The 24,242-nt window shown below is 38.1% G+C and carries 19 protein-coding genes and 3 tRNA genes; 16 read left to right on the top strand and 6 right to left on the bottom strand.

The genetic code is table 11. From position 1 onward, the window contains the following. Positions 1-27: 27 nt before the first annotated feature. From hflX to HNQ98_RS04695, 3 genes are all read right to left on the bottom strand, one after another. Complete coding sequence (gene hflX / locus HNQ98_RS04705; RefSeq protein WP_014973724.1) at positions 28-1,326, bottom strand: GTPase HflX; 1,299 nt, start codon at positions 1,324-1,326, stop codon at positions 28-30. Between the two features lie 202 nt (positions 1,327-1,528). Then, complete coding sequence (locus HNQ98_RS04700; RefSeq protein ID WP_014973725.1) at positions 1,529-2,194, bottom strand: histidine phosphatase family protein; 666 nt, start codon at positions 2,192-2,194, stop codon at positions 1,529-1,531. A 180-nt stretch (positions 2,195-2,374) separates the two neighbouring features. Continuing rightward, the gene (locus tag HNQ98_RS04695) at positions 2,375-3,787 is read right to left on the bottom strand and encodes a hemolysin family protein (protein WP_014973726.1); all 1,413 of its coding nucleotides are present in this window, start codon (positions 3,785-3,787) and stop codon (positions 2,375-2,377) included. Between the two features lie 472 nt (positions 3,788-4,259). Here HNQ98_RS04695 and nrdH point away from each other — a divergent pair, with 472 nt between their 5' ends. The 4 genes from nrdH to nrdF all read left to right on the top strand — a co-directional run bounded on the left by nrdH (position 4,260) and on the right by nrdF (position 8,291). Then, entirely contained in the window at positions 4,260-4,490 is a 231-nt protein-coding gene (nrdH, locus tag HNQ98_RS04690) for a glutaredoxin-like protein NrdH (RefSeq protein ID WP_019040573.1), read from the top strand. A gap of 91 nt (positions 4,491-4,581) precedes the next feature. Further along, on the top strand, positions 4,582-6,753 hold the full coding sequence (gene nrdE / locus HNQ98_RS04685) for a class 1b ribonucleoside-diphosphate reductase subunit alpha (RefSeq protein WP_014973728.1): 2,172 nt from the start codon (positions 4,582-4,584) through the stop codon (positions 6,751-6,753). Positions 6,754-6,858: 105 nt separating this feature from the next. After that, on the top strand, positions 6,859-7,299 hold the full coding sequence (locus HNQ98_RS04680) for a class Ib ribonucleoside-diphosphate reductase assembly flavoprotein NrdI (protein WP_014973729.1): 441 nt from the start codon (positions 6,859-6,861) through the stop codon (positions 7,297-7,299). Positions 7,300-7,301: 2 nt separating this feature from the next. Then, complete coding sequence (nrdF, locus tag HNQ98_RS04675) at positions 7,302-8,291, top strand: class 1b ribonucleoside-diphosphate reductase subunit beta (protein ID WP_014973730.1); 990 nt, start codon at positions 7,302-7,304, stop codon at positions 8,289-8,291. A 112-nt stretch (positions 8,292-8,403) separates the two neighbouring features. On the opposite strand, the gene HNQ98_RS04670 is transcribed toward nrdF, so the two are convergent. Next, positions 8,404-9,072, bottom strand: a complete 669-nt coding sequence (locus HNQ98_RS04670; RefSeq protein ID WP_014973731.1) for a phosphatase PAP2 family protein — start codon at positions 9,070-9,072, stop codon at positions 8,404-8,406. Positions 9,073-9,260: 188 nt separating this feature from the next. Between HNQ98_RS04670 and HNQ98_RS04665 the strand changes: the two genes are divergently transcribed. Together HNQ98_RS04665 and HNQ98_RS04660 are read left to right on the top strand one after the other, a co-directional pair. Beyond that, positions 9,261-9,343 (top strand) — tRNA-Tyr (locus tag HNQ98_RS04665). Positions 9,344-9,382: 39 nt separating this feature from the next. Then, a tRNA-Gln gene (locus tag HNQ98_RS04660) sits at positions 9,383-9,454 on the top strand. Positions 9,455-9,560: 106 nt separating this feature from the next. On the opposite strand, the gene gpmA is transcribed toward HNQ98_RS04660, so the two are convergent. Continuing rightward, entirely contained in the window at positions 9,561-10,274 is a 714-nt protein-coding gene (gene gpmA, locus HNQ98_RS04655) for a 2,3-diphosphoglycerate-dependent phosphoglycerate mutase (RefSeq protein ID WP_014973732.1), read from the bottom strand. A 109-nt stretch (positions 10,275-10,383) separates the two neighbouring features. Continuing rightward, entirely contained in the window at positions 10,384-10,584 is a 201-nt protein-coding gene (locus tag HNQ98_RS04650; protein WP_014973733.1) for a cold-shock protein, read from the bottom strand. Positions 10,585-10,915: 331 nt separating this feature from the next. Here HNQ98_RS04650 and HNQ98_RS04645 point away from each other — a divergent pair. The 10 genes from HNQ98_RS04645 (at position 10,916) to HNQ98_RS04600 (ending at position 24,197) form a co-directional block, all read left to right on the top strand. Next, positions 10,916-11,000, top strand: a tRNA-Leu gene (locus HNQ98_RS04645). Positions 11,001-11,167: 167 nt separating this feature from the next. Next, positions 11,168-11,512, top strand: coding sequence for a hypothetical protein (locus tag HNQ98_RS04640; RefSeq protein WP_014973734.1), 345 nt, complete (start codon positions 11,168-11,170; stop codon positions 11,510-11,512). 2 nt (positions 11,513-11,514) lie between these two features. Then, entirely contained in the window at positions 11,515-12,327 is an 813-nt protein-coding gene (gene tpiA / locus HNQ98_RS04635) for a triose-phosphate isomerase (RefSeq protein ID WP_014973735.1), read from the top strand. 293 nt (positions 12,328-12,620) lie between these two features. Next, complete coding sequence (gene rpoB / locus HNQ98_RS04630) at positions 12,621-16,235, top strand: DNA-directed RNA polymerase subunit beta (RefSeq protein ID WP_014973736.1); 3,615 nt, start codon at positions 12,621-12,623, stop codon at positions 16,233-16,235. Positions 16,236-16,383: 148 nt separating this feature from the next. Further along, positions 16,384-20,046, top strand: coding sequence for a DNA-directed RNA polymerase subunit beta' (gene rpoC, locus HNQ98_RS04625; protein ID WP_014973737.1), 3,663 nt, complete (start codon positions 16,384-16,386; stop codon positions 20,044-20,046). 247 nt (positions 20,047-20,293) lie between these two features. Continuing rightward, complete coding sequence (locus HNQ98_RS04620) at positions 20,294-20,701, top strand: Mini-ribonuclease 3 (RefSeq protein WP_014973738.1); 408 nt, start codon at positions 20,294-20,296, stop codon at positions 20,699-20,701. Further along, positions 20,698-21,459: a 23S rRNA (guanosine(2251)-2'-O)-methyltransferase RlmB gene (rlmB, locus tag HNQ98_RS04615; RefSeq protein WP_014973739.1), complete on the top strand. Its 762-nt coding sequence runs from the start codon at positions 20,698-20,700 to the stop codon at positions 21,457-21,459. Before HNQ98_RS04620 ends, rlmB begins: the two co-directional genes overlap by 4 nt. 69 nt (positions 21,460-21,528) lie before the next feature. Further along, entirely contained in the window at positions 21,529-22,083 is a 555-nt protein-coding gene (locus HNQ98_RS04610; RefSeq protein ID WP_014973740.1) for a sigma factor, read from the top strand. A gap of 95 nt (positions 22,084-22,178) precedes the next feature. After that, the gene (gene eno / locus HNQ98_RS04605; protein ID WP_014973741.1) at positions 22,179-23,504 is read left to right on the top strand and encodes a phosphopyruvate hydratase; all 1,326 of its coding nucleotides are present in this window, start codon (positions 22,179-22,181) and stop codon (positions 23,502-23,504) included. 66 nt (positions 23,505-23,570) lie between these two features. Continuing rightward, positions 23,571-24,197, top strand: coding sequence for a DNA-3-methyladenine glycosylase I (locus HNQ98_RS04600; RefSeq protein ID WP_014973742.1), 627 nt, complete (start codon positions 23,571-23,573; stop codon positions 24,195-24,197). Positions 24,198-24,242: the final 45 nt, after the last annotated feature.

Raw genomic sequence — 24,242 nt, 5'->3', positions numbered from 1 at the left:
CTTTTTCTATAGATAATCCATTCTTGGTTAAATAATATATTCTTTAAATAGCTCGCGTTCTAACTGCGATAATTCAACCGTGATTAAGCTACCATGTTCATCATAATCTTCTGTTATAAAAGTGTGATTTGCTGCTAACTTTGCTGAAATACCACCCTTATCAAAAGGTACATGGAGTTTGACTGTTGTAACATCTTTAAATATTTGTTGCTTAATCAATGTGATCAGTGCATCTTGTGAGGCAGTATCTAATGCTGAAATAGTAATTGCATTTTCACCCGATAATTCAGGATAAGTGAGTTCGGTTCGGTCTGCTTTATTATAGATAGTGATCATTGGGATGTCATGAATACCAACTTCAGCCAAGGTTGCTTCAGTAGTAGCCATCATCTCTTTATAATGGTCATCTGACACGTCGACAACTTGTAGTAGTAGATCAGCGCTGGCTGCTTCTTGCAGTGTTGATTTAAAGGCAGCGACTAAGTTATGGGGTAATTTAGAAACGAAGCCAACCGTATCACTTAATAAGAACTGCTTTTTATCTGGTAATGTAAGTTGACGTACGGTTGTGTTCAGCGTAGCAAAGAGCATATTTTTTTCAAACACTTGTTTGCTGGTGTCAGTATCGGCGCCAACGCCAAAACGTTTGAGCAAACGGTTCATTAATGTCGACTTGCCGGCATTTGTGTAGCCTACTAAGGCGACGTTAGCTAGGTCATTGCTATTACGACGTACAGTGCGTGTTGTGTCACTTTTTGTGAGTGAAGCCAGGTCTTGGCGAATATGAACCATTTGTGCGGTAATACGGCGACGAGATTCTTCCAACTTTGTTTCACCAGCACCACGTGATGTAAAGCCACCACCACCAGCACCTGTTTGTTGATCGAGACTAACCGACATGCTTGTGCGTAAACGTGGTAATTGGTATTGTAAGCGTGCTAATTGTACCTGTAATTTAGCTTCTTTAGTTTGTGCACGTTGTGCAAAAATATCTAAAATTAACCCAGTACGGTCAACGACTGTCACATTGGTCTCTTTTTCTAAGTTACGAATTTGTGAGGGGGATAATTCATCGTTGGCGATAATCATATCTACATCGTATGTTTTAACTGCTTCAGCCAATTCTTCAACTTTACCTTTACCAAAATACAATGCCGGATTAGGGCGTTCAAGCTTTTGTGTAAAAGTTTCAACTGGTTCTAGATTATTTGCTTTCGCTAGATTGCCTAATTCTTCTATTTCGTAGTTAAAACTACCGTTATTTGTTGTTAGACCCACCAAGAATACTTGGCGTGGGGCTTCTGTCGTTGAATGTTGCTCTGTCATATAAAAAATACCTCCAGTAAATTACGAGACTGGGGGCATTTTACGCGTCAAAGACAGCTAATTCCGAACCAATCTCAAGAAAATGTACACAAAAATAACTCAGTTATTTTTATCATACGGGATCTTAAAATTCATTCAACAAGTTACTGTACTTCCTTTATTAGATTATTGTTAGTGTAACAGTTTTTTGAAACATTGTCTATTAAAAAATTGTTGTATTGTCGTTGAAGTTCGTTAGTGTTGTACTATCAGGTGTTAGTTCTATCTGCATAACCGCACCATTAGTGACCGGTGTACTGGCAAAATCGTGGTGTCCTAGTTTTTCAGCGATTCCGCGAATTGTTGTACCGTGCGATACAATTAAGACATTATCACCATCGTTATGACGGTCTCTAATGTCAGCAAACCCATGTTGCACACGTTGTGTCCATTTGTCATCGGTTTCAGCAAAGCTAAATGGATCAGCTAGATGGAGTGTATCCATAGCATCAGGCATGCCATAGTTCTTAATTAATTCAGAATAAGATTCAAACGGCTCACTTTTAAAAGCATTGAGGGTTGTTGATACTACCTCGCTATCAATACCTTCAAATGATCCGAAAAATTGTTCACGGAAATCAGGTAATTGAGTTGGCTCTAGAGGTGAATCTACTGTGTTATTTTGTAAAATGTATCGTGCAGTATGGACAGCGCGAGTTAAATCGGATGAATAAGCACCGTCAAAGTGGAGGTTTGCCAACCGCAAACCTGCATCCAAGCCGTGTTGAATACCACGCTCTGTTAAAGGGGCGTCAGACCAGCCTTGAAAGCGGTGTAGAAAATTAAAATATGTTTCGCCATGGCGAACGATATAGAGGTTAATAGACATATTACTGGCGTGCTCCAAATTATACTTGGTTAAAATCACTATGTCGCAAATTATAAGTGATTAGTAGCTCAAGGTTATTGCAACACATTTCCTCCTAAAATTTATTAATTCCATTTTAACATTTAATGGTGTTAATTTCTTGAAAAGACAACTAAATAAAAAAACCGCCGAAGCGATTGATTATCTTGACGTGTTTTGAGACAAATCCTTTGTATTATGATCAGTGACATTTGTAATTTCGTCATCGTCAAAGACACCATTACTGTTAAGATCTTCTCGTGGTGTCGGTAACACTTGCACAATGAATTCAGAAATGTAGGCATTATCGTAATCTAAAGCTGTTATTTCAAAATTAGCAACTTTCATCATGTTTCCGGCTCTAAATTCAGGATCTTGATTTAAGATATAACCTGTCAATGTTACAGCATCATCGTCTTCTAATTCTTTAACATTTTGATTAAAGTATCGTTCAAAATCATAAAGCGTCATTTTACCAGATACTTTATAACGGTGATCACCGAGCTTTTCGATATAGTCATCGGACACATCATCAATTTCATCACGAACAGTACCGAATAATTCTTCATAGATATCTTTATCTGTAATTAAACCACTGGTACCACCATATTCGTCGACCACAATAGCAATCGGAGAGCGTTTAATAATCATTTCATCCATGACATCGTGTAAATCCATATTTTCAGGTACGGCTGGAATATCACGCATGATCTTAGAAACAGGATCATGATCATTGATTCGTGCTTGGCGAACCAAATCATAGTTGAAAACGTAGCCTAATACCTTATCTTTATCATTATCAGCAATGACTGGGAATCTTGAATAGCGTTCTTGCAGATATAAATTTAAGGCGTCAGATATTGGTGTTTTAACATCAACAGCAGTCATTGATGTCCGATCAATCATAATATCAACAGCTACCTTATCATTCATGGCAAAAGCACGTTGCATAAAGGTTAAATCTTCTTCATCTAATTCACCAGCGGCTGCTGCATTCTTAGATAAGGATAATATTTCAGTCTGTGAGTAAATATCTTCTTCACCGTCTGTTCGAAATCCAAGTAAGTGTGTAATAAAGTTAGACAAATGATCTAACGTCCAAATCAATGGAAATAGGGTAATATGGAAAAAACGAACGGGACGAACAATAATAAGTAGTACCTTAACAGGTGATTCAATAGCAATGTTTTTTGGTACTAAATCGGTGAATACAGCGTGAACCACAGTGAAGATAATCATTGCCGCAACCGATGAAACTGCGCGTGCATATTCTGCGGGGAGAATGTTAGAACCAAGAATGATTTGAGCGACTGTTTCTTCACCAACCCAACCTAAAATCAAACTTGTCAATGTAATTCCGACTTGTGCGGTTGACAGGTATTCGGTTAAATGTGTGACCATGTGAATGGCATTATCAATATTACGTGAGGGTTTGTCACGTGTATCTTTTAATGCACGTAAAGCACTAAGACGAACTTTAACCAAGGCATATTCTGTTAAAGTAAACAAAATAGCAAGTAACAGCACGACAACAATAATGAAAAAGTTGAAGAGCATAGACGGACCAGAATCCAAAATCGTAAACCTCTTTTCTAATATGTATACTATTGGGTATTATACCAGAAAATGAGATAAAAGATAAACCATAATAAAATTATAACTTTTAAAAAGCGAACATTTTTAAATTTTGAAATATTAAAGAAGAAAAAAAGCGAACGCAATTTCGCTATAAAAAGAATTGAATAAATATGTCTATAATAATAAAACGAACACTGACAACATTTTAACGAGTTTTATAATAAAGTGGCCACAAATAGAAATAAATGATACAAGATATAAAACATTGGTATAACAGTGTTTTTAAAGTTCGTATCGTAGATTCAAAATATTTTATATTAATTTTTTTATTAAACGCCGACTTTCCGCGTATCGTGGGAACAATTGTTTGTAAAGACTGATATTGTCCTTGTTTAATTCTGAAAAATAGGTAAACTAATAGATAGTAAATCAAAAAATAAATAAGCAACATAAATATAGAGGTAGTAGCATGGAAAAAGTGATAGTATATACGAAATACGACTGTGTACAGTGCAAAATGACTAAAAAGTTTTTAGAATCACAAGGCATTGCATTTAAAGAAATCAATATTGAAGAAGAAATAAAATATGTTGATGAGTTAAAAGCTGATGGGTTCCGTCAGACACCTGTAGTCTCAATTGAAGGCATGCCAAAGTTTTCTGGTTTCCGTCCGGATGTATTAAAAAAGATTTCAGCATAAACTGAAGCCAAAAAATATCGTGCGGTATGCAGGCGATATTTTTTTATTTTCACACGATACAGTATCTATAAAGAGATAGAGGACGAAAATTATGTCATTAAAAGACCTGAACCTAAATGAAGTGACTTATTTTGATTTGAATAATCAAATCAATATTCCTAAAAATGGCCAAATCCAACTTGAAAAAGATCAAGAAGCACTTGATGCTTTTTTGAGAGAGAATGTTCGACCAAATGTCATGAAGTTTGACTCATTGTCAGAACGTTTCGAATGGTTATTCGAGAATGATTTTTTGGAACGTGAATTTATAAAAAAGTATAATTTAGAGTTTATTGAGAAACTCTATGCTTATTTAAACGGCGAAAACTTTAAGTTTAAGTCTTTTATGGCGGCATTCAAGTTTTATAATCAGTACGCATTGAAAACTAATGACGGTCAATACTACATTGAAACGTACGTGGATCGTGTCGCTATGAATGCATTGTACTATGCTGACGGTGATGAAGTAGTTGCTTTACGTATAGCTGATGAAATGATTCACCAACGTTATCAACCAGCCACACCTAGTTTTTTGAATGCTGGCCGGGCACGTCGTGGTGAACTGGTGTCTTGTTTCATTATTCAAACTTCAGACGATATGAATTCAATCGGACGTACAATTAACTCTGCTTTACAATTGTCAAAGATGGGTGGGGGAGTTGGTATCACGCTGAGCAACGTTCGTGAAGGTGGCGCACCTGTGATGGGAATTGACAACGCCGCTGGTGGCGTTGTGCCAATTATGAAATTATTAGAAGATTCATTTACATTTTCATCACAAGTTGGGGCACGTCAAGGCGCTGGTGTGGCTTATTTATCAATATTCCATCCTGATATTATGCCTTTTTTGTCAACAAAGAAAGAGAATGCTGATGAAAAAATACGTGTCAAGACACTTTCTCTTGGTTTAACAGTGCCAGATAAGTTCTATGAACTTGTTAAAAATAATGAAAAGATGTATCTTTTCAGTCCAGCAGATGTTGAAGATGTCTATGGACAGCCATTTAATTATGTTGATATCACTGCTGAATATGACAAAATGGTGGCCAATGATAAAATTCGCAAGTATGAGTTGGACGCCCGTTCACTAGAAGAAGAAATTTCGAAATTACAACAAGAGTCGGGTTATCCTTATATTATTAATATCGATACGACCAATCGTGCCAACCCTATTTCTGGTAAGATTGTGTCGTCGAATTTATGTTCGGAAATTTTGCAGGTACAGGCACCATCAGACATTGATGATGATCAGCATTATACACGCTTAGGCTCAGATGTTAGTTGTAACTTAGGTTCAGTAAATATCGTGAATATGATGCATACTGATAATTTTGATCAATCAGTTGATGCTATGGTACGTGCGCTGACCTACGTTTCAGATACATCAAAGTTGGATGTTGTACCATCAATTGCTAAAGGTAATCATGAAAAGCATGCCATTGGTTTGGGTGCTATGGGACTGGCAGCATATTTTGCACAACATCAGATGTATTATGGTGATGAAGAAGCATTAGATTTCACATCAACATTTTTCATGACACTGAATTATTATTCCATCAAAGCATCAGTAAGGATTGCCAAAGAGCGTCATGAAACTTTCTTTGAATTTGATAAATCAGCCTACGCGGACGGATCATATTTTGATAAATATTTAGCTAAAGATTGGATACCAAAGACTACTAAGGTGATTCGAGAATTTGGTCAACATCATGTGCCAACAAAAAGTGACTGGCTTGAATTAAAAAATGATGTGATGACATATGGTATGTATCACGCTTATCGTCATGCCGTAGCACCGACAGGTTCGATATCTTATGTTAACGATACAACTGCGACACTATTGCCTATTGTTAATAAAATTGAAGAACGTCAAGAAGGTATGATTGGAAAGGTTTATTATCCAGCACCAGGATTGAGTAATGAAACGATGCCATATTATGTATCAGCTTATGATACTGATATGCGAAAGGTCATTGATGTTTATGCCACTGCTCAGGCGCATGTAGATCAGGGGATGTCGCTGACGCTATTTATGCGTTCGACATTACCAAGCGGTTTGTATGAATGGAAAAATGGTCGAACTGATAAAATGACAACCCGTGATCTAACTATCTTACGTAACTATGCGTTTCACAAGGATATTAAGTCATTGTATTATGTCCGCACATTTACTGATGATAACCAAGAGTCAGGTGTTAACGAGTGTGAGAGTTGCTCAATTTAGTTTTGAAAAGTAAATATGAAAACATACAGTTTATTGGAGATTTTCATACTTATTTGTGACAATTGTGTGATATGATTGGATAATTAAACAAAGGACATCGTATTAATGACAAAAATTAATGTCTTGTATGCTTCTACAGAGGGGAACACAATATCCTTTGTAGAAAAGCTCAAAAGTATTACAGAAGCTAATGGGGATGAGTTTAGTTCACGTCTTATTGGCGATGAAACGGATTATGCTAACGAGACAGAGCCATATATAGCGATTGTACCAACTTATCTCAATGGTGGAACGGGCACAGGACCTGAAGTAACCGAAATATTTACCAACGCTTTAGGTGACTATATTTCTTTTGGCCGTAATAGCGCTTATCTAAAAGGGATAGTTGGTTCTGGGAATCGCAATTTCAACGTACAATTTAATTTAACCGGATTACGATATGCCCAAAAATTTGGGGTACCTATGTTATTTGCTTATGAGTTACGTGGTAGCCAATTTGATGCGGAAAAAGTATATAATATCATAAAACCCTTATTTGGAGAATAACTGTGGAACATTCAAAAAACAACTCATATACAGCAATTAACTGGAATAATATTGAAGATGAACTAGACAAGGCAACTTGGGAAAAGTTGACACAACAATTTTGGCTAGATACACGTATTCCTATTTCAAATGATTTACGCATTTGGCGTGGAAACATGTCGCCACAAGAACGTCAAACGATGAACTTGGTGTTTGGTGGATTGACAACATTAGATACGTTGCAGTCACAAGATGGTATGTCACAGTTGAAATTAGATGCTGTCAATCAAAAAGAAGAAGCTGTTTTGAACAATATTCAATTTATGGAATCCGTTCATGCAAAATCATATTCATCAATTTTTGAAACATTAAACCAAAAATCTGAAATTGAAGCTATCTTTGATTGGGCTGATACTAATGAATTTCTACAATACAAAGCTAATCGTATTAACGATATTTATCAGACAGGTTCACCTTTACAAAAGAAAATTGCTTCAGTATTTTTGGAAACTTTTTTGTTTTATTCTGGCTTTTACACGCCATTGTATTTCTTAGGTCACAACAAAATGTTGAACGTGGCAGAGATTATTAAATTGATCATTCGCGATGAGTCAGTGCACGGCACATATATTGGTTATAAATTTCAAATTGGTTTTAATCGACTACCTGAAGCCGAACGCGATTCGTTACAAACATGGATGTATGATCTGCTTTATGAATTGTATGATAATGAAGAAAAGTATACACACGAACTTTATGATGATTTGGGATGGACTGAACAAGTCCTAACTTTCCTGCGTTACAATGCTAACAAGGCATTGATGAACTTAGGCCAAGAACCAATGTTTCCGGATGGGGCAGAAGATGTCAACCCAATTGTTATGAATGGAATCTCAACATCCACGGCTAATCATGATTTCTTTTCTGGTGTAGGAAATGGTTATTTGCTTGGGGCCGTTGAAGCCATGGAAGCAGACGATTATACAATTGGATTAGACAAAAAAGACGAGTAATTGTATTAGAATTTAACAGTAACATGTTAATTATTATGCTAAAAATAAAGGCTTGATTCCATTAAATTTGGAATCAAGCCTTTATTTTATAGTATAACTATGAGTTGCGTTATTAGATTTCATCGTGTTTGAAGAGTGTGATGTTGGATTTTAAAAAAGTTGCTAGCTTTGGGTATAGTGAGGCAGATAATATAACCCAAGCGTAAGCTAACAAAACAGCTGCAAAAGTATCACTCAAAAAATTGGCGTTGAAATATATGCGGCTCATAATTGTCATTAGGCCAATCACAACTATCAGCCAACGACTAATTAATTGTGTCAACGGTGAATTAATATTAGGAATGACTAATATCACGACAATAAAAATGACAACGAATAAACTAAATACATGGTTGCTAGGGAAAGATGGTCCGTTATCAGCAAGTAGGTGCCCGATTGGCCTGTCTCTGTTAACTATTATTTTTATGATCGTAGTGAATAGATTACCAAATAACAGTGTCAACACAGTCCAAATCGCTGGGATACGTAATTCTGCGATAATAAGCACACCGGCCAGAATGAGTGCGTAAACAATATCAACGATAGGATTTCCCAGAAAAGCGGCAATACTCATCATGACATCTCCAAAGGGTGTTTGGAACTGATTAAACAAATTGTGAATGGCATTATCAAGTGCAACAGGCAGCACAAAATTTAATTTAACAAGAGCGGCCAGTAATATAGCGATGATAAAGCTAATTATTGCGTAGCGACGCTGTTTATTTTTAGTGGCTATAATCATGATATTCTACTCCAAATTCGGATTTTAACCTTATTCTAGTATAATGAATGCTGGTCATATAAACAAGGTTATTGGTATAAAAATATTAGTATATCACAATTTCATAGTGGTAATGGTGATATTTTAATAAAAGAAGGGGTTGCCAGAGTATCGTAAATTTGATATGATAGTATAGTTGTTTGAGATATGGGAGTGTAGCGAAGTCTGGCTAAACGCGACGGACTGTAACTCCGTTCCTTCGGGTTCGTAGGTTCGAATCCTACCGCTCCCATAGCCGATATAATAGTTAACGGCTAAATAAATTAACTATTGCCCCTTCGCCAAGTGGTAAGGCAGTGGTTTTTGGTACCGCTATGCGCTGGTTCGAATCCAGCAGGGGCAATAATTAAGAGGATGCTAATGTGCATCCTTTTTTATTTATACACGTAACCAAATAAAAATACCGTTACTACAATTAGTTAGTAACGGTATTTTTATTTGGATTGAGATTACTTACTCAATGTCTTCTTAGAGATAACTTCTAAATTATCATCCAAATCATAAACTAGTGGTTGTCCATTAGCGATTTCAAGGTTTAAGATGTCATCATCCGAGATATGCTCGAGATGTTTTGCCAAAGCGCGCAATGAGTTACCATGTGCCGCGATAACAACATTTTTACCAGCTTTCAAATCCTTTGAGATATCTGATTCCCAGAAAGGTAACACACGTTCCAAAGTAATCTTCAAGTTTTCGCCTAATGGTAATTCACCTTCAGGAACATCAGCGTAACGACGATCGAAAGCAGGGTAAGTGTTACCTTGTACTTCAACTTCTTTATCATAGCTATCTAGTAGTGGAGGCAAAACGTCATACGAACGACGCCAGATGTGTACTTGTTCATCGCCCCATTTTTCAGCAGCTTCTGCTTTATTTTGACCTTGCAATGCACCATAGTGACGTTCATTTAAACGCCATGATTTAGCTTCAGGAATGAACAACTGACCAGCTTCTTCAAGTGCATAATGCAATGTTGTGATTGCACGTGTCAAAACAGATGTATATGCTTGATCGAATTGAATATCTTCAGCTGCCAACAATTGACCAGCTTCTTTAGCTTGGGCGACACCCTTATCAGATAATTTTGTGTCAATCCAACCGTTGAACAAGTTCAATGCATTCCATTCACTTTGACCGTGACGGATTAATACTAACTTAGACATGTGTGATAAACTCCTTAGTTTGTGTTTAATTTAACGATTCTATTATACCACGAATAGTGGACACAAAAAAACTCGCCGAAGCGAGTTTTGAAAGTTTTAGAACTTAATCTTACAACTTTGTGATGTTTGCAGCTTGCAAACCACGATCTGATGATTCAACTTCGAATTCAACAGCTTGACCTTCTTCAAGAGTCTTGAAGCCGTCACCTTGAATAGCTGAGAAATGTGCGAAGACATCTTCACCATTTTCGCGAGTTACGAAACCGTAACCCTTTTCGCCGTTAAACCACTTTACTGTGCCTTTTTCCATGATATGTTTCTCCTTTTGGTGTGCTCACCAATAATTTTTTGTTTGTAACTTAAATAATTGGTACTTGAGCGCCTTCCTAGAAAAACAAATCAAAATCAAAAACTTTTATTACTCATTTAGTATAACACATCTGAGAGAAGAAGCAAGGGAAAAAACAAAATACCGAAAAAATGCTGTTTATTAACTATTACAGAGAATAGCCCTCTATGACTATTTTATAGAAAATGATGATGGTTCTCAATATTTAGGTGGTAACTCATGGAATGACTACTGGTACCTTGACGACTTATTGGATTTACGCTATAATTATTGGGTTGTCAATATGACATATGCAGCTGTGGCGGAATTGGCAGACGCGCAGGATTAAGGATCCTGTGCCCGTTTAGGGCGTGCGGGTTCGACTCCCGCTAGCTGCATTTCAGCTGGGTTACTAACATGGATTGTTAGTAACTCAGTTTTTTTATTGTTAATGATAGACTCGGGAAGAAATAATCAACAAATTAATTGTTTTTCTACCATAATATCCTTTGTTATTTTAGTGTGTTAGGGTTTTGTGGTAAAATAGAAGCATTGGAGAACAAATATGTTACTTTTCAAACGAAAACAGCATGCTTCGAAAGAGGTAGAAGAGACAGTATCGCAAACAGCAATTGAAACGATACAGCAAGAAAATGACGACTTACTGGATAAGATTGAGGCTTTGAAACTTGATGTTTCTGAGCTAACGGCAGAAAATCAACGCTTAACTGAGCAATTGACACGCAGTAAATATCAACGTTCATTGATTAAAACAAGCATGGGCTTGGGTGTATTGGTTATTAGTTATGGCATATTAAATCTTATTAATGAAGACTCGCGTTATACTGCAATTTTTCTTTTGATTGAAGCAGCATTTATGTTTATGATGTTACGAGGAGATGATAAATAATTATGGTAAGAATTCATAAAGAACATCGTGTGCCGTTTGTTGTAGCAAATTGGAAAATTAATAAATTGCAGGCAGATGTTGCCGATTTCTTAAAGCAAGTTAATAGTGAAGTGCCGGATCAGAAAATCGTTGAAACAGGCATTGCAGCACAGGACTTGTTTTTAGCTAATATGGTGCGTGACACTGTTGACTCACCGATTCATGTTGTCGCTGAAAATGTACATTGGGAAGATAGTGGTGCCTATACAGGCGAAACTTCGCCTAAGGCACTTAAAGATATTGGTGCAGAGTACGTTTTAATTGGACACTTTGAACGCCGTAAATTCTTTAATGAAACGGATTCGACTGTTAATCTTAAGGTGACGGCAGCTTTACGTAACGGTTTACGTCCTATTATTGATGTTGATGAAGATATGAGAACTTATGCGCAATTCATGGATGCTGATCCTTCTGTTGCTCAAGTAGCGGCTGCTTTAGCTGGCGTATCCGTTGATCAGATTCGAAACGTTACAATTGCTTATGAACCAACATGGGCGATTGGATCAGGGGAGGCAGCTACAGCTGATCAAGCGCAAAAAGCAGCACATCTTATCCGTCAAACTTTAGCCAAACTGTATTCACCAGTTATTGCTGAGCAAGTTCGTGTATTGTATGGTGGATCAGTGACACCAGAAAATGCGCGCGAAATTATGTCGCAAGCAGATATTGATGGTGTATTAGTTGGTACGGCTGCTTTAGACCCTAAAAAGTTCCTACAGTTAGTTGAAATAGCACGAGACCCAAATGTACCAACTTTTGACACTGAAAATGTTTAAAATTAAGTGATTAAATTAAGAAATAGCTTGTTGAGAGAGCATTGTGATTATTTAGATGGTTACTTGCAAATATATATCAAAAGCGTATAATTAAATATAGTAATACTGTGAATAAATACGGAATTTTGCGAAATATTGTCCGCAATACCTTTATATTGGAGCAAACGTTGTCTGCGGAAACAGCGGCGATTGCTTTTTTTGTGCCTATACGAGGATAAATTCACTAGAATATTTGAATTTGTAATCAAACTGTAACAAACAAAACACAGCGAAAAACAAACGAGGTGATAAGTGTGGCAGGACATTTAGTAAAGTATGGTAAACATCGTACCCGTCGTTCATATGCTAGCATCAAAGAAGTTCTTGATGTGCCAAATTTGATTGAAATTCAAACGGCGTCATATCAATGGTTCTTAGACGATGGTATTAAGGAAATGTTTGGTGATATCATGCCAATCGATGACTTTCAAGGGACTTTGTCTTTGGAATATGTCGATTATCAATTGATGGAACCAAAATATAATATTGATGAGGCACGTGAACACGATGCCAACTATTCAGCGCCATTACACGTAACTTTGCGTTTGACAAACCATGAAACCGGTGAAATCAAGTCGCAAGACGTATTCTTTGGCGATTTTCCATTGATGACTGAACAGGGAACTTTCATCATTAATGGTGCAGAACGTGTTATTGTTTCACAGTTAGTGCGTTCCCCTGGTATTTATTATAATCAAGAAAATGATAAAAACGGACGACCACGTTACGGTACTACGGTTATTCCTAACCGTGGTGCATGGTTAGAATACGAAACCGATGCCAAAGGTATCGCCAATGTACGTATTGACCGCACACGTAAGTTGTTGATGACTGAATTAGTGCGTGCACTTGGTTTTGGTTCAGATTCAGATATTATTGATATTTTTTCAGATCAATATGATGCTTTGAACATGACTTTGGAAAAAGATGTGCATAAAGACATGTCTGATTCTCGTGTCGAAGAGGCTTTAAAGGATGTTTACGAACGTTTGCGTCCGGGCGAACCTAAGACAGCCGATTCATCACGTGCGTTGTTAGTCGCAAGGTTCTTTGATCCAAAACGTTATGATTTGGCATCTGTTGGTCGTTATAAAGTTAACAAAAAGTTGTCGTTAAAGACACGCTTATTGAATCAAACATTAGCTGAAACATTAGCTGATCCAGATTCAGGTGAAGTTATTGTTGAAAAGGGAACGTTGGTAGATAAGACAGTGATGTCAAAACTATCACCATTCTTGGATCGTGAAGATTTCAAGACAACAACATATACACCATCTGGTGATGCAGTTCTTGAAGAACCTGTAACACTTCAGAAAATCAAGATTGAATCACCTGCAAACCCAGAAAAGACATTAGTATTGATTGGCAATGGTCATATTGATGCTGATGACCGTACAGTACGTCCTGCAGATATTTTGGCAGGTATGAACTACTTCTTGAACTTACAAGAAGGTATCGGTAACGTTGATGATATCGATCATTTAGGTAATCGTCGTATCCGTTCTGTTGGGGAATTATTACAAAATCAATTCCGTATCGGATTAACACGTATGGAACGTGTTGTTCGTGAACGTATGTCAATTCAAGATGCCAACACGGTGACACCACAACAATTAATTAACATTCGTCCAGTTGTTGCTGCTGTTAAGGAATTCTTTGGTTCATCACAATTGTCACAGTTCATGGATCAAACTAACCCATTGGGTGAAATGAACCACAAGCGCCGTTTGTCAGCTCTTGGACCGGGTGGTCTTACGCGTGATCGTGCCGGCGTTGAAGTTCGAGATGTTCACTATACACATTATGGTCGTATTGACCCAATTGAGACGCCAGAAGGTCCAAACATCGGGTTAATTAACTCCTTGGCAACATATGGTCGTATCAACAAGTATGGCTTTATCGAAACGCCATACCGACGTGTTGATTGGACAACGCATAAAGTTACCGAAAAAATTGATTATTTGACTGCTGATGAGGAAGATAACTTCATTGTTGCACAAGCTAACTCACCCTTAAATGATGATGGTAGCTTTGTTCACGAGACAGTTATGGCTCGTTTCGGTGAAGAAAACATCGAGACACCAATTGACCGTATTGACTACATGGACGTTTCGCCAAAGCAGGTTGTTTCAGTTGGTACTGCTGCAATTCCTTTCTTGGAAAACGATGATTCGAACCGTGCGTTAATGGGTGCCAACATGCAACGTCAAGCTGTTCCACTGCTTGATCCACATGCACCACTTGTTGGTACTGGTATTGAATATAAAGCAGCCCATGATTCGGGTGTTGCTATGATATCACGTGCAGCCGGTATGGTTGAATATGTTGATGGTCATCAAATTCGTGTTCGTCGTGAAGATGGTCAATTAGATACATATGAATTGATGAAATTCCGTCGTTCGAACGGTGGTAAAAACTATAACCAAAAGCCAATTGTTCATGAAGGTGAACATATTGAAGCTGATGAAGTTTTGGCAGATGGTCCTTCAATGGAACAAGGTGAATTAGCCTTGGGACAAAACCCATTAATTGCCTTTATGACATGGCAGGGTTATAACTTCGAAGATGCCATTGTTTTGAATGAACGTTTGGTTCGTGAAGATGTTTATACGTCAATTCACATAGAAGAATACGATTCAGAAGCTCGAGATACAAAACTTGGACCGGAAGAAATGACACGTGAAATTCCTAATACTGGTGAAGATCAGTTGAAGGATTTGGATGCTGATGGGATTATCCGCATCGGAGCCGAAGTTCATGATGGCGACATTTTGGTTGGTAAGGTAACACCAAAGGGTGTGACAGAATTATCAGCTGAAGAACGTTTGTTACATGCTATCTTTGGTGAAAAAGCACGTGAAGTACGTGATACGTCACTACGTGTACCTCATGGCGGCGGCGGTGTAGTTCAGAATGTTCGTATTTATACACCTGAAAATGGTGATGAACTTGCACCAGGCGTGAATATGATGGTCCGTGTTTATATTGCACAAAAGCGTAAGATTCAAGTTGGTGATAAAATGGCTGGTCGTCATGGTAACAAGGGAACTGTTTCCGTTGTTGTTCCTGAAGAAGATATGCCATATATGCCTGATGGTACACCAATTGATATCTTGTTGTCACCCATGGGTGTGCCTTCACGTATGAATATTGGTCAAGTACTTGAATTACACCTAGGTTTTGCCGCTAAAAAACTTGGCATTCATGTTGCATCACCTGTCTTTGATGGTGCATCTGATGATGAGATTGAAGCAGCTTTGCGTGAAGCTGGTTTGCCACAAGATGGTAAGTCTGTTGTCTATGATGGTCGCACCGGTGAAGCATTTGATAAGCGCGTTGGTGTGGGTGTCATGCATTATATGAAGTTAGCTCACATGGTTGACGATAAAATTCATGCACGTTCAATCGGACCTTACTCACTTGTTACACAACAGCCTTTGGGTGGTAAAGCACAATTCGGTGGACAGCGTTTCGGTGAAATGGAAGTTTGGGCACTTGAAGCTTATGGTGCAGCATATACATTGCAAGAAATTCTGACTTATAAGTCAGATGATGTTGCTGGTCGTGTGAAGGTTTATGAATCAATTATTAAGGGTGAACCAATTCCACGTCCTGGTGTACCAGAATCTTTCCGTGTGTTGGTTAAAGAATTACAAGCACTTGGATTGGATATGCAAGTATTAGATGGTGCTGGTAGTGAAGTTGAACTTCGTCAAATGGACGAAGATGACTCTATATTACCTGTTGATGCACTTGAAAAGTTAGCACGTACAAATCCTGACTTGTTAAATAAAGAAGATGAAGAAGTTGCTGCAGCATTTTCGAAGGTTGAAACCCAAGACAAATCTGAAGTAAATAACGAATTGTAATGAAACAATAAAACGTGTCGTGTAAATCACTGCACGTTTGTTATAAGATGTTGTCAATCGATTGATTGAGAATGGCTTATAGCAGACGTGCAGTGGATAAAATATACAACCGTTATATTAATAAATAATGAAAGGTAACAGCAAATAGATGGCAATCGATGTTAATAAGTTCGAAAGTATGCAAATCGGTTTGGCTTCTCCTGATAAGATTCGTTCATGGTCTTATGGTGAAGTAAAGAAGCCAGAAACGATTAACTATCGAACACTTAAGCCAGAAAAAGATGGCTTGTTCGATGAACGCATCTTCGGACCTACAAAAGATTATGAATGTGCCTGCGGTAAGTATAAGCGAATCCGTTATAAGGGGATTGTTTGTGACCGTTGTGGTGTTGAAGTGACATCATCAAAAGTTCGTCGTGAACGTATGGGGCACATCGAATTAGCTGCACCTGTTACACACATTTGGTACTTCAAGGGTATTCCATCACGTATGGGTCTTGTCTTAGACATGTCACCCCGTTCACTTGAAGAAATTATTTACTTTGCTTCATACGTTGTCATTGAACCAGGTGACGCGCCTGTAGAAAAGAAACAATTACTCACAGAACGTGAATATCGTGAATTGAAGCGCGAATTTGGTGCTAGTTTTAAAGCTGGCATGGGTGCTGAAGCGATTAAAGATTTGTTAGCCAATGTTGATTTGGCTGGTGAAGCAGATCAACTAAAGCGTGAATTACAAGAAGCAACGGGTCAAAAACGTGTACGTGCAGTACGTCGTTTGGATATCATTGAAGCTTTCTTACAATCAGATAATAAACCACAGTGGATGGTTATGGACGTTGTTCCAGTTATTCCACCAGATTTACGCCCTATGGTGCAATTGGAAGGTGGTCGTTTTGCCACTTCTGATTTAAATGATTTGTATCGTCGTGTGATCAACCGTAATAATCGTTTAAAGCGTTTGCTTGACTTAAATGCTCCTGGCATTATCGTGCAAAATGAAAAGCGTATGTTGCAAGAAGCTGTTGATGCATTGATTGATAACGGTCGTCGTGGTCGTCCAGTGGCTGGTCCTGGTAACCGCCCACTAAAGTCACTTTCTCACATGTTGAAGGGTAAGCAAGGTCGCTTCCGTCAAAACTTGTTGGGTAAGCGTGTTGATTATTCAGGACGTTCAGTTATCGATGTTGGTCCTTTCTTGAAGATGAACCAAATGGGATTGCCACGTCCAATGGCAATTGAATTATTCCGTCCATTTATCATGAAAGAATTAACAACACGAAAGTTAGCTGGAAATGTCAAATCTGCTAAGCGTAAGATTGACAAGGCTGATGAAGATGTTATGGATGTATTGGAAGATGTTATCAAAGAACATCCAGTTCTTTTGAACCGTGCACCTACGCTTCACCGTTTGGGAATTCAAGCTTTCGAACCTGTTCTTGTATCAGGAAAAGCAATGCGTCTACATCCATTGGTTACTGAAGCCTATAACGCTGATTTCGATGGTGATCAGATGGCCATCCACGTACCTTTGTCAGATGAAGCACAAGCAGAAGCACGTTTGTTAATGCTTGCGGCGGGACATATTTTGGCACCAAAAGATGGTAAACCAATTGTTGCCCCATCACAGGATATGGTTATTGGAAACTATTACTTAACGACAGAAGAAGTTGGTCGTGAAGGTGAAGGAATGATTTTTTCTTCAGTTGAAGAAGCTAAAATTGCCTTTGCAAGTAAAGTCGTACATTATCATACACGTGTCGGCATTCAAACGTCAGCATTCCCTTCAGCAAAGCCATTCACTTCTGAACAGCGTGAAAAAATATTGGTAACATCAGTTGGTAAGTTGATCTTTAATGAGATTTTACCGGTTGATTTTCCATATATTAATGAACCTTCAGAAGAAAATTTCAAGGGTATTGATGATCAATTCTTCATGGCACCAGGTGAAGACATTAATGAATTTTTGTCAGATGCACCAATTATTGGCGCATTCAAAAAAGGATTCTTGTCAGACGTTATTGCTGAAGTTTATAAGCGTTATAAGGTAACAGAGACATCTTTGTTACTTGACCGTATGAAAGATTTGGGTTACGACAAGTCAACCGAATCAGGTCTAACAGTTTCAATGAACGATGTGACTGAGTTAACTGAAAAGCCTGCTATTTTGGAAGATGCACATAAGCAAGTTGCTACAGTGACAAAACAATTCCGTCGTGGACTGATTACAGATACTGAACGTTATCAACGTGTAACTGAGATTTGGACTAAAGCTAAGGATATTATTCAAGATAAGTTGATTGAATCCTTTGAACCAACGAACCCTATCTTTATGATGCAGGATTCAGGTGCTCGAGGAAACATCTCTAACTTCGTTCAGCTAGCTGGTATGCGTGGATTGATGGCTGGACCTGGTGGTAAGATTATCGAATTGCCAGTTACAGCTAACTTCCGTGAAGGATTGACAGTGATGGAAATGTTTATTTCTACTCACGGTGCTCGTAAAGGGATGTCCGATACGGCTTTGAAGACTGCCAATTCTGGTTACTTGACTCGTCGATTGGTTGATGTTGCGCAAGATGTTATTGTTCGTGAATGGGACAATGATGCTGACCGTGGTGTGCCGGTTCAAGCAATTATGGATGGTACATCAGTTGTTGAACCACTTTATGATCGTATTTTGGGACGTTATGCAATGAAATCTGTTTTTGATCCAGAAACAGGTGAGAAAATTGTGTCACGTAACGAAATGATAGATGAAGATATTGCCAAGCAGATTGTTGCTGCAGGTATCGAGAAGGTAACTATTCGTTCTGTCTTTACTTCAACGACTGAGCATGGTGTTTCAGTGCTTGACTATGGTCGTAACTTGGCTACTGGAGAAGAAGTTGAAGTCGGTGAAGCAGTTGGAACAGTTGCTGCACAATCGATTGGTGAACCAGGTACTCAGTTGACCATGCGTAACTTCCACACAGGTGGTGTTGCCGGTGGTAATGATATTACACAAGGTTTGCCACGTGTGCAAGAAATTGTTGAAGCACGTATTCCTAAAGGACGTGCTGAAATTTCTGAAGTGACGGGAACTGTTACTTCAATTGAGGAAAATCCAGCTGAACGTACGAAGGCTATCACAATTGAAGGTGAAACAGATACACGAACATATACTCTACCATTAGTAGCGCGTATGAGATTTGCCGAAGGTGATGACATTCAACGTGGTGAGGCAATTAACGAAGGACCTGTTGATCCTAAGGAGCTATTGTCTGTCACAGATACGTTGACAACTGAATCATATATGTTGACCGAAATACAAAAGGTTTATCGATTGCAAGGTATTGAAGTGTCTGATAAGCATATCGAAGTTATGATTCGTCAAATGTTGCGTAAGATTCGCGTAATGGATCCAGGTGACACGAGTCTTTTGCCAGGTATGTTGATGGATATTGCTGACTTCAAACGAGCAAATGAAACAGCTTTGTTTGATGGTCTTGTACCAGCTACAGCACGTCCTGTATTACTTGGTATTACAAAGGCGGCTCTGGAAACAAATTCATTCTTGTCAGCTGCGTCATTCCAAGAAACAACACGTGTCTTGACTGATGCTGCTATTCGTGGCAAGAACGATCCATTAGTTGGATTGAAAGAGAACGTTATTATTGGTAAGATTATTCCTGCTGGAACTGGTATGGCCGAATATCGTAAGATTAAGACTAAGGTAGTTGGGGATGTTATTTCACAACTTGAAAATGAAACAGAACCTACACCAGATATTCCAAAATTGGATGATGTTGTTAAAACATTTGAAGAATAATAATGTTAGTAAAATAGATTTTATTAAACTATCGTTTAATATATGATGAGATGTCAGTTGTGTTTGATACCAAACACAACTGACATTTTTATATGAAATTATTACTTTAGAAACCAATTATGCCAAAAAAAGACCAATTATGCCAAATTTATAGGCATAATTGGTCTTTTAATTTATACTAAAATAGTTCTGCAGAACAAGTATGGAAAATTATACACGCGTTCAAATTCTCGCGTATAATGGAACTATGCATAAATTACAATACGAACAAATGAATGGATTATCGTTAGCTTATATCGGCGATGCAATCTACGAACTCGAAGTACGTCAACACTTGATTTCACTAGGATTAACCAAGGTGAACGAATTACAAAAGCGAAGCAAGCATTATGTTTCGGCTAAAGCTCATGCTGCGTTGTTTGAATTAATGGGAATAGATGATGTATTAACTGAAACGGAATTAATTTATTTTAAACGTGGACGCAATGCAAAATCACATACGAAAGCAAAAAATACGGATGTGATTACATATCGCATATCTACAGGCGTAGAAGCGTTGTTTGGTTTTTTGTATCTATCACAGCAACAAGAACGTGTCAGCGAATTAATGACTTGGATATTTAATCAGGTGGAATCAGGGAGAACAAGTGAATGAAACAGGAACAGAATAAACCCAACCAAACAGAATTTGTCTTTGGTCACTATGCTAGTGTTGAAACACTAAAGGGTACCCAGGAAATTAACAAAGTCTGGTTACAGACCGGGCTACAGGATAAAATACGGAATGAAGTGACACAACTAGCTAAGAAAAAGGGATTGGTCATTCAACAAGCACCTAAATCGAAACTTGATGAGCTCACCGATGGTGGTAATCATCAAGGTGTTGTTTTAAGTGTCGCAGCGTTTGAATACGCCAGTATCGACGATCTATTTGATAATGCAAAGCGTCATAATGAGGAACCATTTTTCTTAATTTTGGATGGTATTGAAGATCCACATAATTTAGGATCTATAATACGTACCGCAGATGCAGCTGGTGTTCATGGTATTATTATTCCAAAACGTCGGGCTGTACAATTGACCGCAACAGTAGCGAAAATTTCCACTGGTGCAATTGAACATGTACCGGTAGTCCGTGTTACTAATTTAGTAAACACAGTCAGTGAGTTGAAGGATCGAGGTGTTTGGGTTTTTGGTACCGATGTAGCTGGAGAAGATTATCGACGGTTAGATGCCAAAGGCGCAACGGCACTTGTCATTGGTAACGAGGGTAAGGGCCTGTCACCTTTATTAAAAAAGAAAGTTGATGGTATGTTGACCATTCCAATGGTTGGTCATGTCCAAAGTTTAAATGCTAGTGTGGCAGCGAGTTTGTTGATATATCAAGGATTTAGTTCACGTCATCCATTATAAGAATAGTGTTTGGTGATAGTTTTGTTGCACTTTGACTATGGCTAAGCATATTTATAACGGAGAATAAATGTGAGAAAAGATAGATTAGTTGCAGTAGTACGTGCTGCACAAAATGGACATGACATTGCTTATAATGTCTTAGTTCACCATTTACGCGGAGCAATTTTTGATGTGCATCGACGAAAAGTTAGTAGTCGAATGACTGCAGATGATTGGTACTCAGATGCGTTGACAGTATTAACGAAATGTGTTGATAAATTTGATACAGTAACACCGCGAGCCAAATTTTCGACTTACTTTATTACTGCATTGTCCAACCACGCAATTGATTTAGTCCGGTCATATTACACTGCAAAAGCAAATTTTGAAAAAAGTATGGTGTCGGAAGCTAACGATGAGACTGGTAATTTATTTAATAGTGGAACAGATACTTATAACCCAGAGCATATTTATGTTTTACGTGATATGCTTAAAACAACACAGATTGCGAATTCACCAGAGTTTAGAGAAGTTGTTTTACAACTTTTGGGTGTTAGTGATACACAACCAGTGATAACCTCACGGCGTTTTGAACAAATGCAATATCGTTTTAAAAAAGCAATGCAATCAGCAATAACCACATGATAATCATTTTTTTAGTCGACAAATTGTGTTTCGCTTACCACTCTGTGATATAATATACATGGTATAAAACCATAAACCAAAGGAGAATTAGACATATGTCTTTAATTACTGATATTATCGCACGCGAAGTCCTTGACTCACGTGGAAACCCTACACTTGAAGCTGAAGTCATCACAGAATTGGGTGGTTTCGGTCGCGGTATGGTACCTTCTGGTGCTTCAACTGGCGAACATGAAGCTGTTGAATTGCGTGATGGTGACAAGTCACGTTTCGGCGGTAAGGGGACAACAAAGGCTGTTGCCAATGTTAACGATGCTATCGCTAAGGCTTTGGTTGGTAAGTTCGATGTAACTGACCAACGTGCAATCGATCAAGCTATGATCGAACTCGACGGTACAGAAAACAAAGGTAAGTTAGGCGCAAATGCTATTTTGGCTGTATCAATTGCTGCTGCTCGCGCAGCTGCTGATGAATTAGGTGTGCCTTTGTTCTCATACTTGGGTGGTGCAAATTCATACGTATTGCCAACACCTATGATGAACGTTATCAATGGTGGTGCTCACTCAGCTAACAAGGTTGATTTCCAAGAATTCATGATTATGCCTGTTGGTGCGCCAACAGTTAAAGAAGCAATTCGTTACGGTGCAGAAACTTTCCATGCTTTGAAGAAGTTGTTAGAAGCTGATGGTAAGGCGACATCAGTTGGTGATGAAGGTGGATTTGCACCTGATTTCGCTGATAACGAAGAACCTTTGAAGTATTTGATTCGCGCTATCGAATCTGCAGGTTATAAGCCAGGTCAAGATATCGCTATTGCTGTCGATGTTGCTTCATCAGAATTGTATGATGCTGCCTCAAAGACATATAAGTTGCGTTGGTCAACAGGTGATGAATTCACAACGCCTGAATTTATCAAATATCTTGAAGATTTGGCAGACCGTTACCCAATTATTTCAATCGAAGATCCTATCGATGAAAACGAGTGGGAAGATTGGGCTACAATCACTGCTGAATTGGGAAAGAAAGTTCAATTGGTTGGTGATGACTTCTTTGTTACTAACACACAGTACCTTGAAAAGGGTATCAACATGGGCGCTGCTAACTCAATTTTGATCAAGGTAAACCAAATTGGTACTTTGACAGAAACTTTCGAAGCTATTGAAATGGCTAAAGAAGCTGGTTACACTGCTATCGTGTCACACCGTTCAGGTGAAACAGAAGATACAACAATTTCTGATTTGGTTGTTGCTACAAATGCTGGTCAAATTAAGACGGGTTCATTGTCACGTACTGATCGTATTGCAAAGTACAACCAATTGATTCGTATTGAAGAATTGTTGGATACAACTGCCAAGTATAAGGGAATTCATTCATTCTACAACTTGTCAGCTGCTGCACGTGAATCAATTCAAAGTAAGTAATATCATTTAAAAATCATCTCCTAATTAGAGGTGATTTTTTAGTACATAAAATAAGGAAGTATAGCCATGGACAGTATTGTTTCTGAGAATAACGCAACAGGAGTTGACCGTACATTAAGACGCTGTGAGTGGGTAAGTTCAACTCATACTTCAGATATGATGATTATTTATCATGATACGGAGTGGGGGTTCCCAGTTCATGATGATGTCAAATTATTTGAATTATTAACATTAGAAATTTTTCAAGCAGGTTTAAGTTGGGAAATTTCACTAAAAAAACGATCAGGCTTAAATGCTGTGTTTTATAAATTTGATATTGACCAAGTTACTCAAATGATGGATGATGATATTATCAGGTTGAAACAAGATACACGCATTATTCGCAATAGTTTAAAGATTGCCGCAACGATTAATAATGCGCAGGCTATAAAACGTGTTCAGCAAACATTTGGTAGCTTTTCGCAGTATCTGTGGTCATTTACAGATAATCGTGTCATTAATCACCACGTCCAGCATGCTAGTGATGTATTAGCACAAGATGATCATTCAAAAAAAGTCGCTAAAGATATGAAACAACGAGGCTTTAAGTTTACAGGTCCAGTGACAATATATTCTTTTTTACAAGCTATGGGTGTGATCAACGACCATGAGCAACACTGTGATTTTAACCCAGATAATGATGCATTAAACTGACAAGAAGGACAAGTATTGACTGTTAAATAGAATATGATAAAGAGG

The organism is Leuconostoc carnosum, from assembly GCF_014207505.1.
Lineage (GTDB): Bacteria > Bacillota > Bacilli > Lactobacillales > Lactobacillaceae > Leuconostoc > Leuconostoc carnosum.
The sequence above is the reverse complement of the archived record's forward strand: the minus strand, read 5'-3'. Positions and strand labels throughout refer to the sequence as shown.

Excerpts from the sequence above, each read along its gene's own strand:
- hflX (WP_014973724.1), bottom strand. The coding sequence starts at position 1,326 with ATGACAGAGCAACATTCAACGACAGAAGCCCCACGCCAAGTATTCTTG.
- HNQ98_RS04700 (WP_014973725.1), bottom strand. The coding sequence starts at position 2,194 with ATGTCTATTAACCTCTATATCGTTCGCCATGGCGAAACATATTTTAAT.
- nrdH (WP_019040573.1), top strand. The coding sequence starts at position 4,260 with ATGGAAAAAGTGATAGTATATACGAAATACGACTGTGTACAGTGCAAA.
- nrdE (WP_014973728.1), top strand. The coding sequence starts at position 4,582 with ATGTCATTAAAAGACCTGAACCTAAATGAAGTGACTTATTTTGATTTG.
- HNQ98_RS04680 (WP_014973729.1), top strand. The coding sequence starts at position 6,859 with ATGACAAAAATTAATGTCTTGTATGCTTCTACAGAGGGGAACACAATA.
- HNQ98_RS04670 (WP_014973731.1), bottom strand. The coding sequence starts at position 9,072 with ATGATTATAGCCACTAAAAATAAACAGCGTCGCTACGCAATAATTAGC.
- gpmA (WP_014973732.1), bottom strand. The coding sequence starts at position 10,274 with ATGTCTAAGTTAGTATTAATCCGTCACGGTCAAAGTGAATGGAATGCA.
- HNQ98_RS04650 (WP_014973733.1), bottom strand. The coding sequence starts at position 10,584 with ATGGAAAAAGGCACAGTAAAGTGGTTTAACGGCGAAAAGGGTTACGGT.
- HNQ98_RS04640 (WP_014973734.1), top strand. The coding sequence starts at position 11,168 with ATGTTACTTTTCAAACGAAAACAGCATGCTTCGAAAGAGGTAGAAGAG.
- tpiA (WP_014973735.1), top strand. The coding sequence starts at position 11,515 with ATGGTAAGAATTCATAAAGAACATCGTGTGCCGTTTGTTGTAGCAAAT.
- rpoC (WP_014973737.1), top strand. The coding sequence starts at position 16,384 with ATGGCAATCGATGTTAATAAGTTCGAAAGTATGCAAATCGGTTTGGCT.
- HNQ98_RS04620 (WP_014973738.1), top strand. The coding sequence starts at position 20,294 with ATGCATAAATTACAATACGAACAAATGAATGGATTATCGTTAGCTTAT.
- rlmB (WP_014973739.1), top strand. The coding sequence starts at position 20,698 with ATGAAACAGGAACAGAATAAACCCAACCAAACAGAATTTGTCTTTGGT.
- eno (WP_014973741.1), top strand. The coding sequence starts at position 22,179 with ATGTCTTTAATTACTGATATTATCGCACGCGAAGTCCTTGACTCACGT.
- HNQ98_RS04600 (WP_014973742.1), top strand. The coding sequence starts at position 23,571 with ATGGACAGTATTGTTTCTGAGAATAACGCAACAGGAGTTGACCGTACA.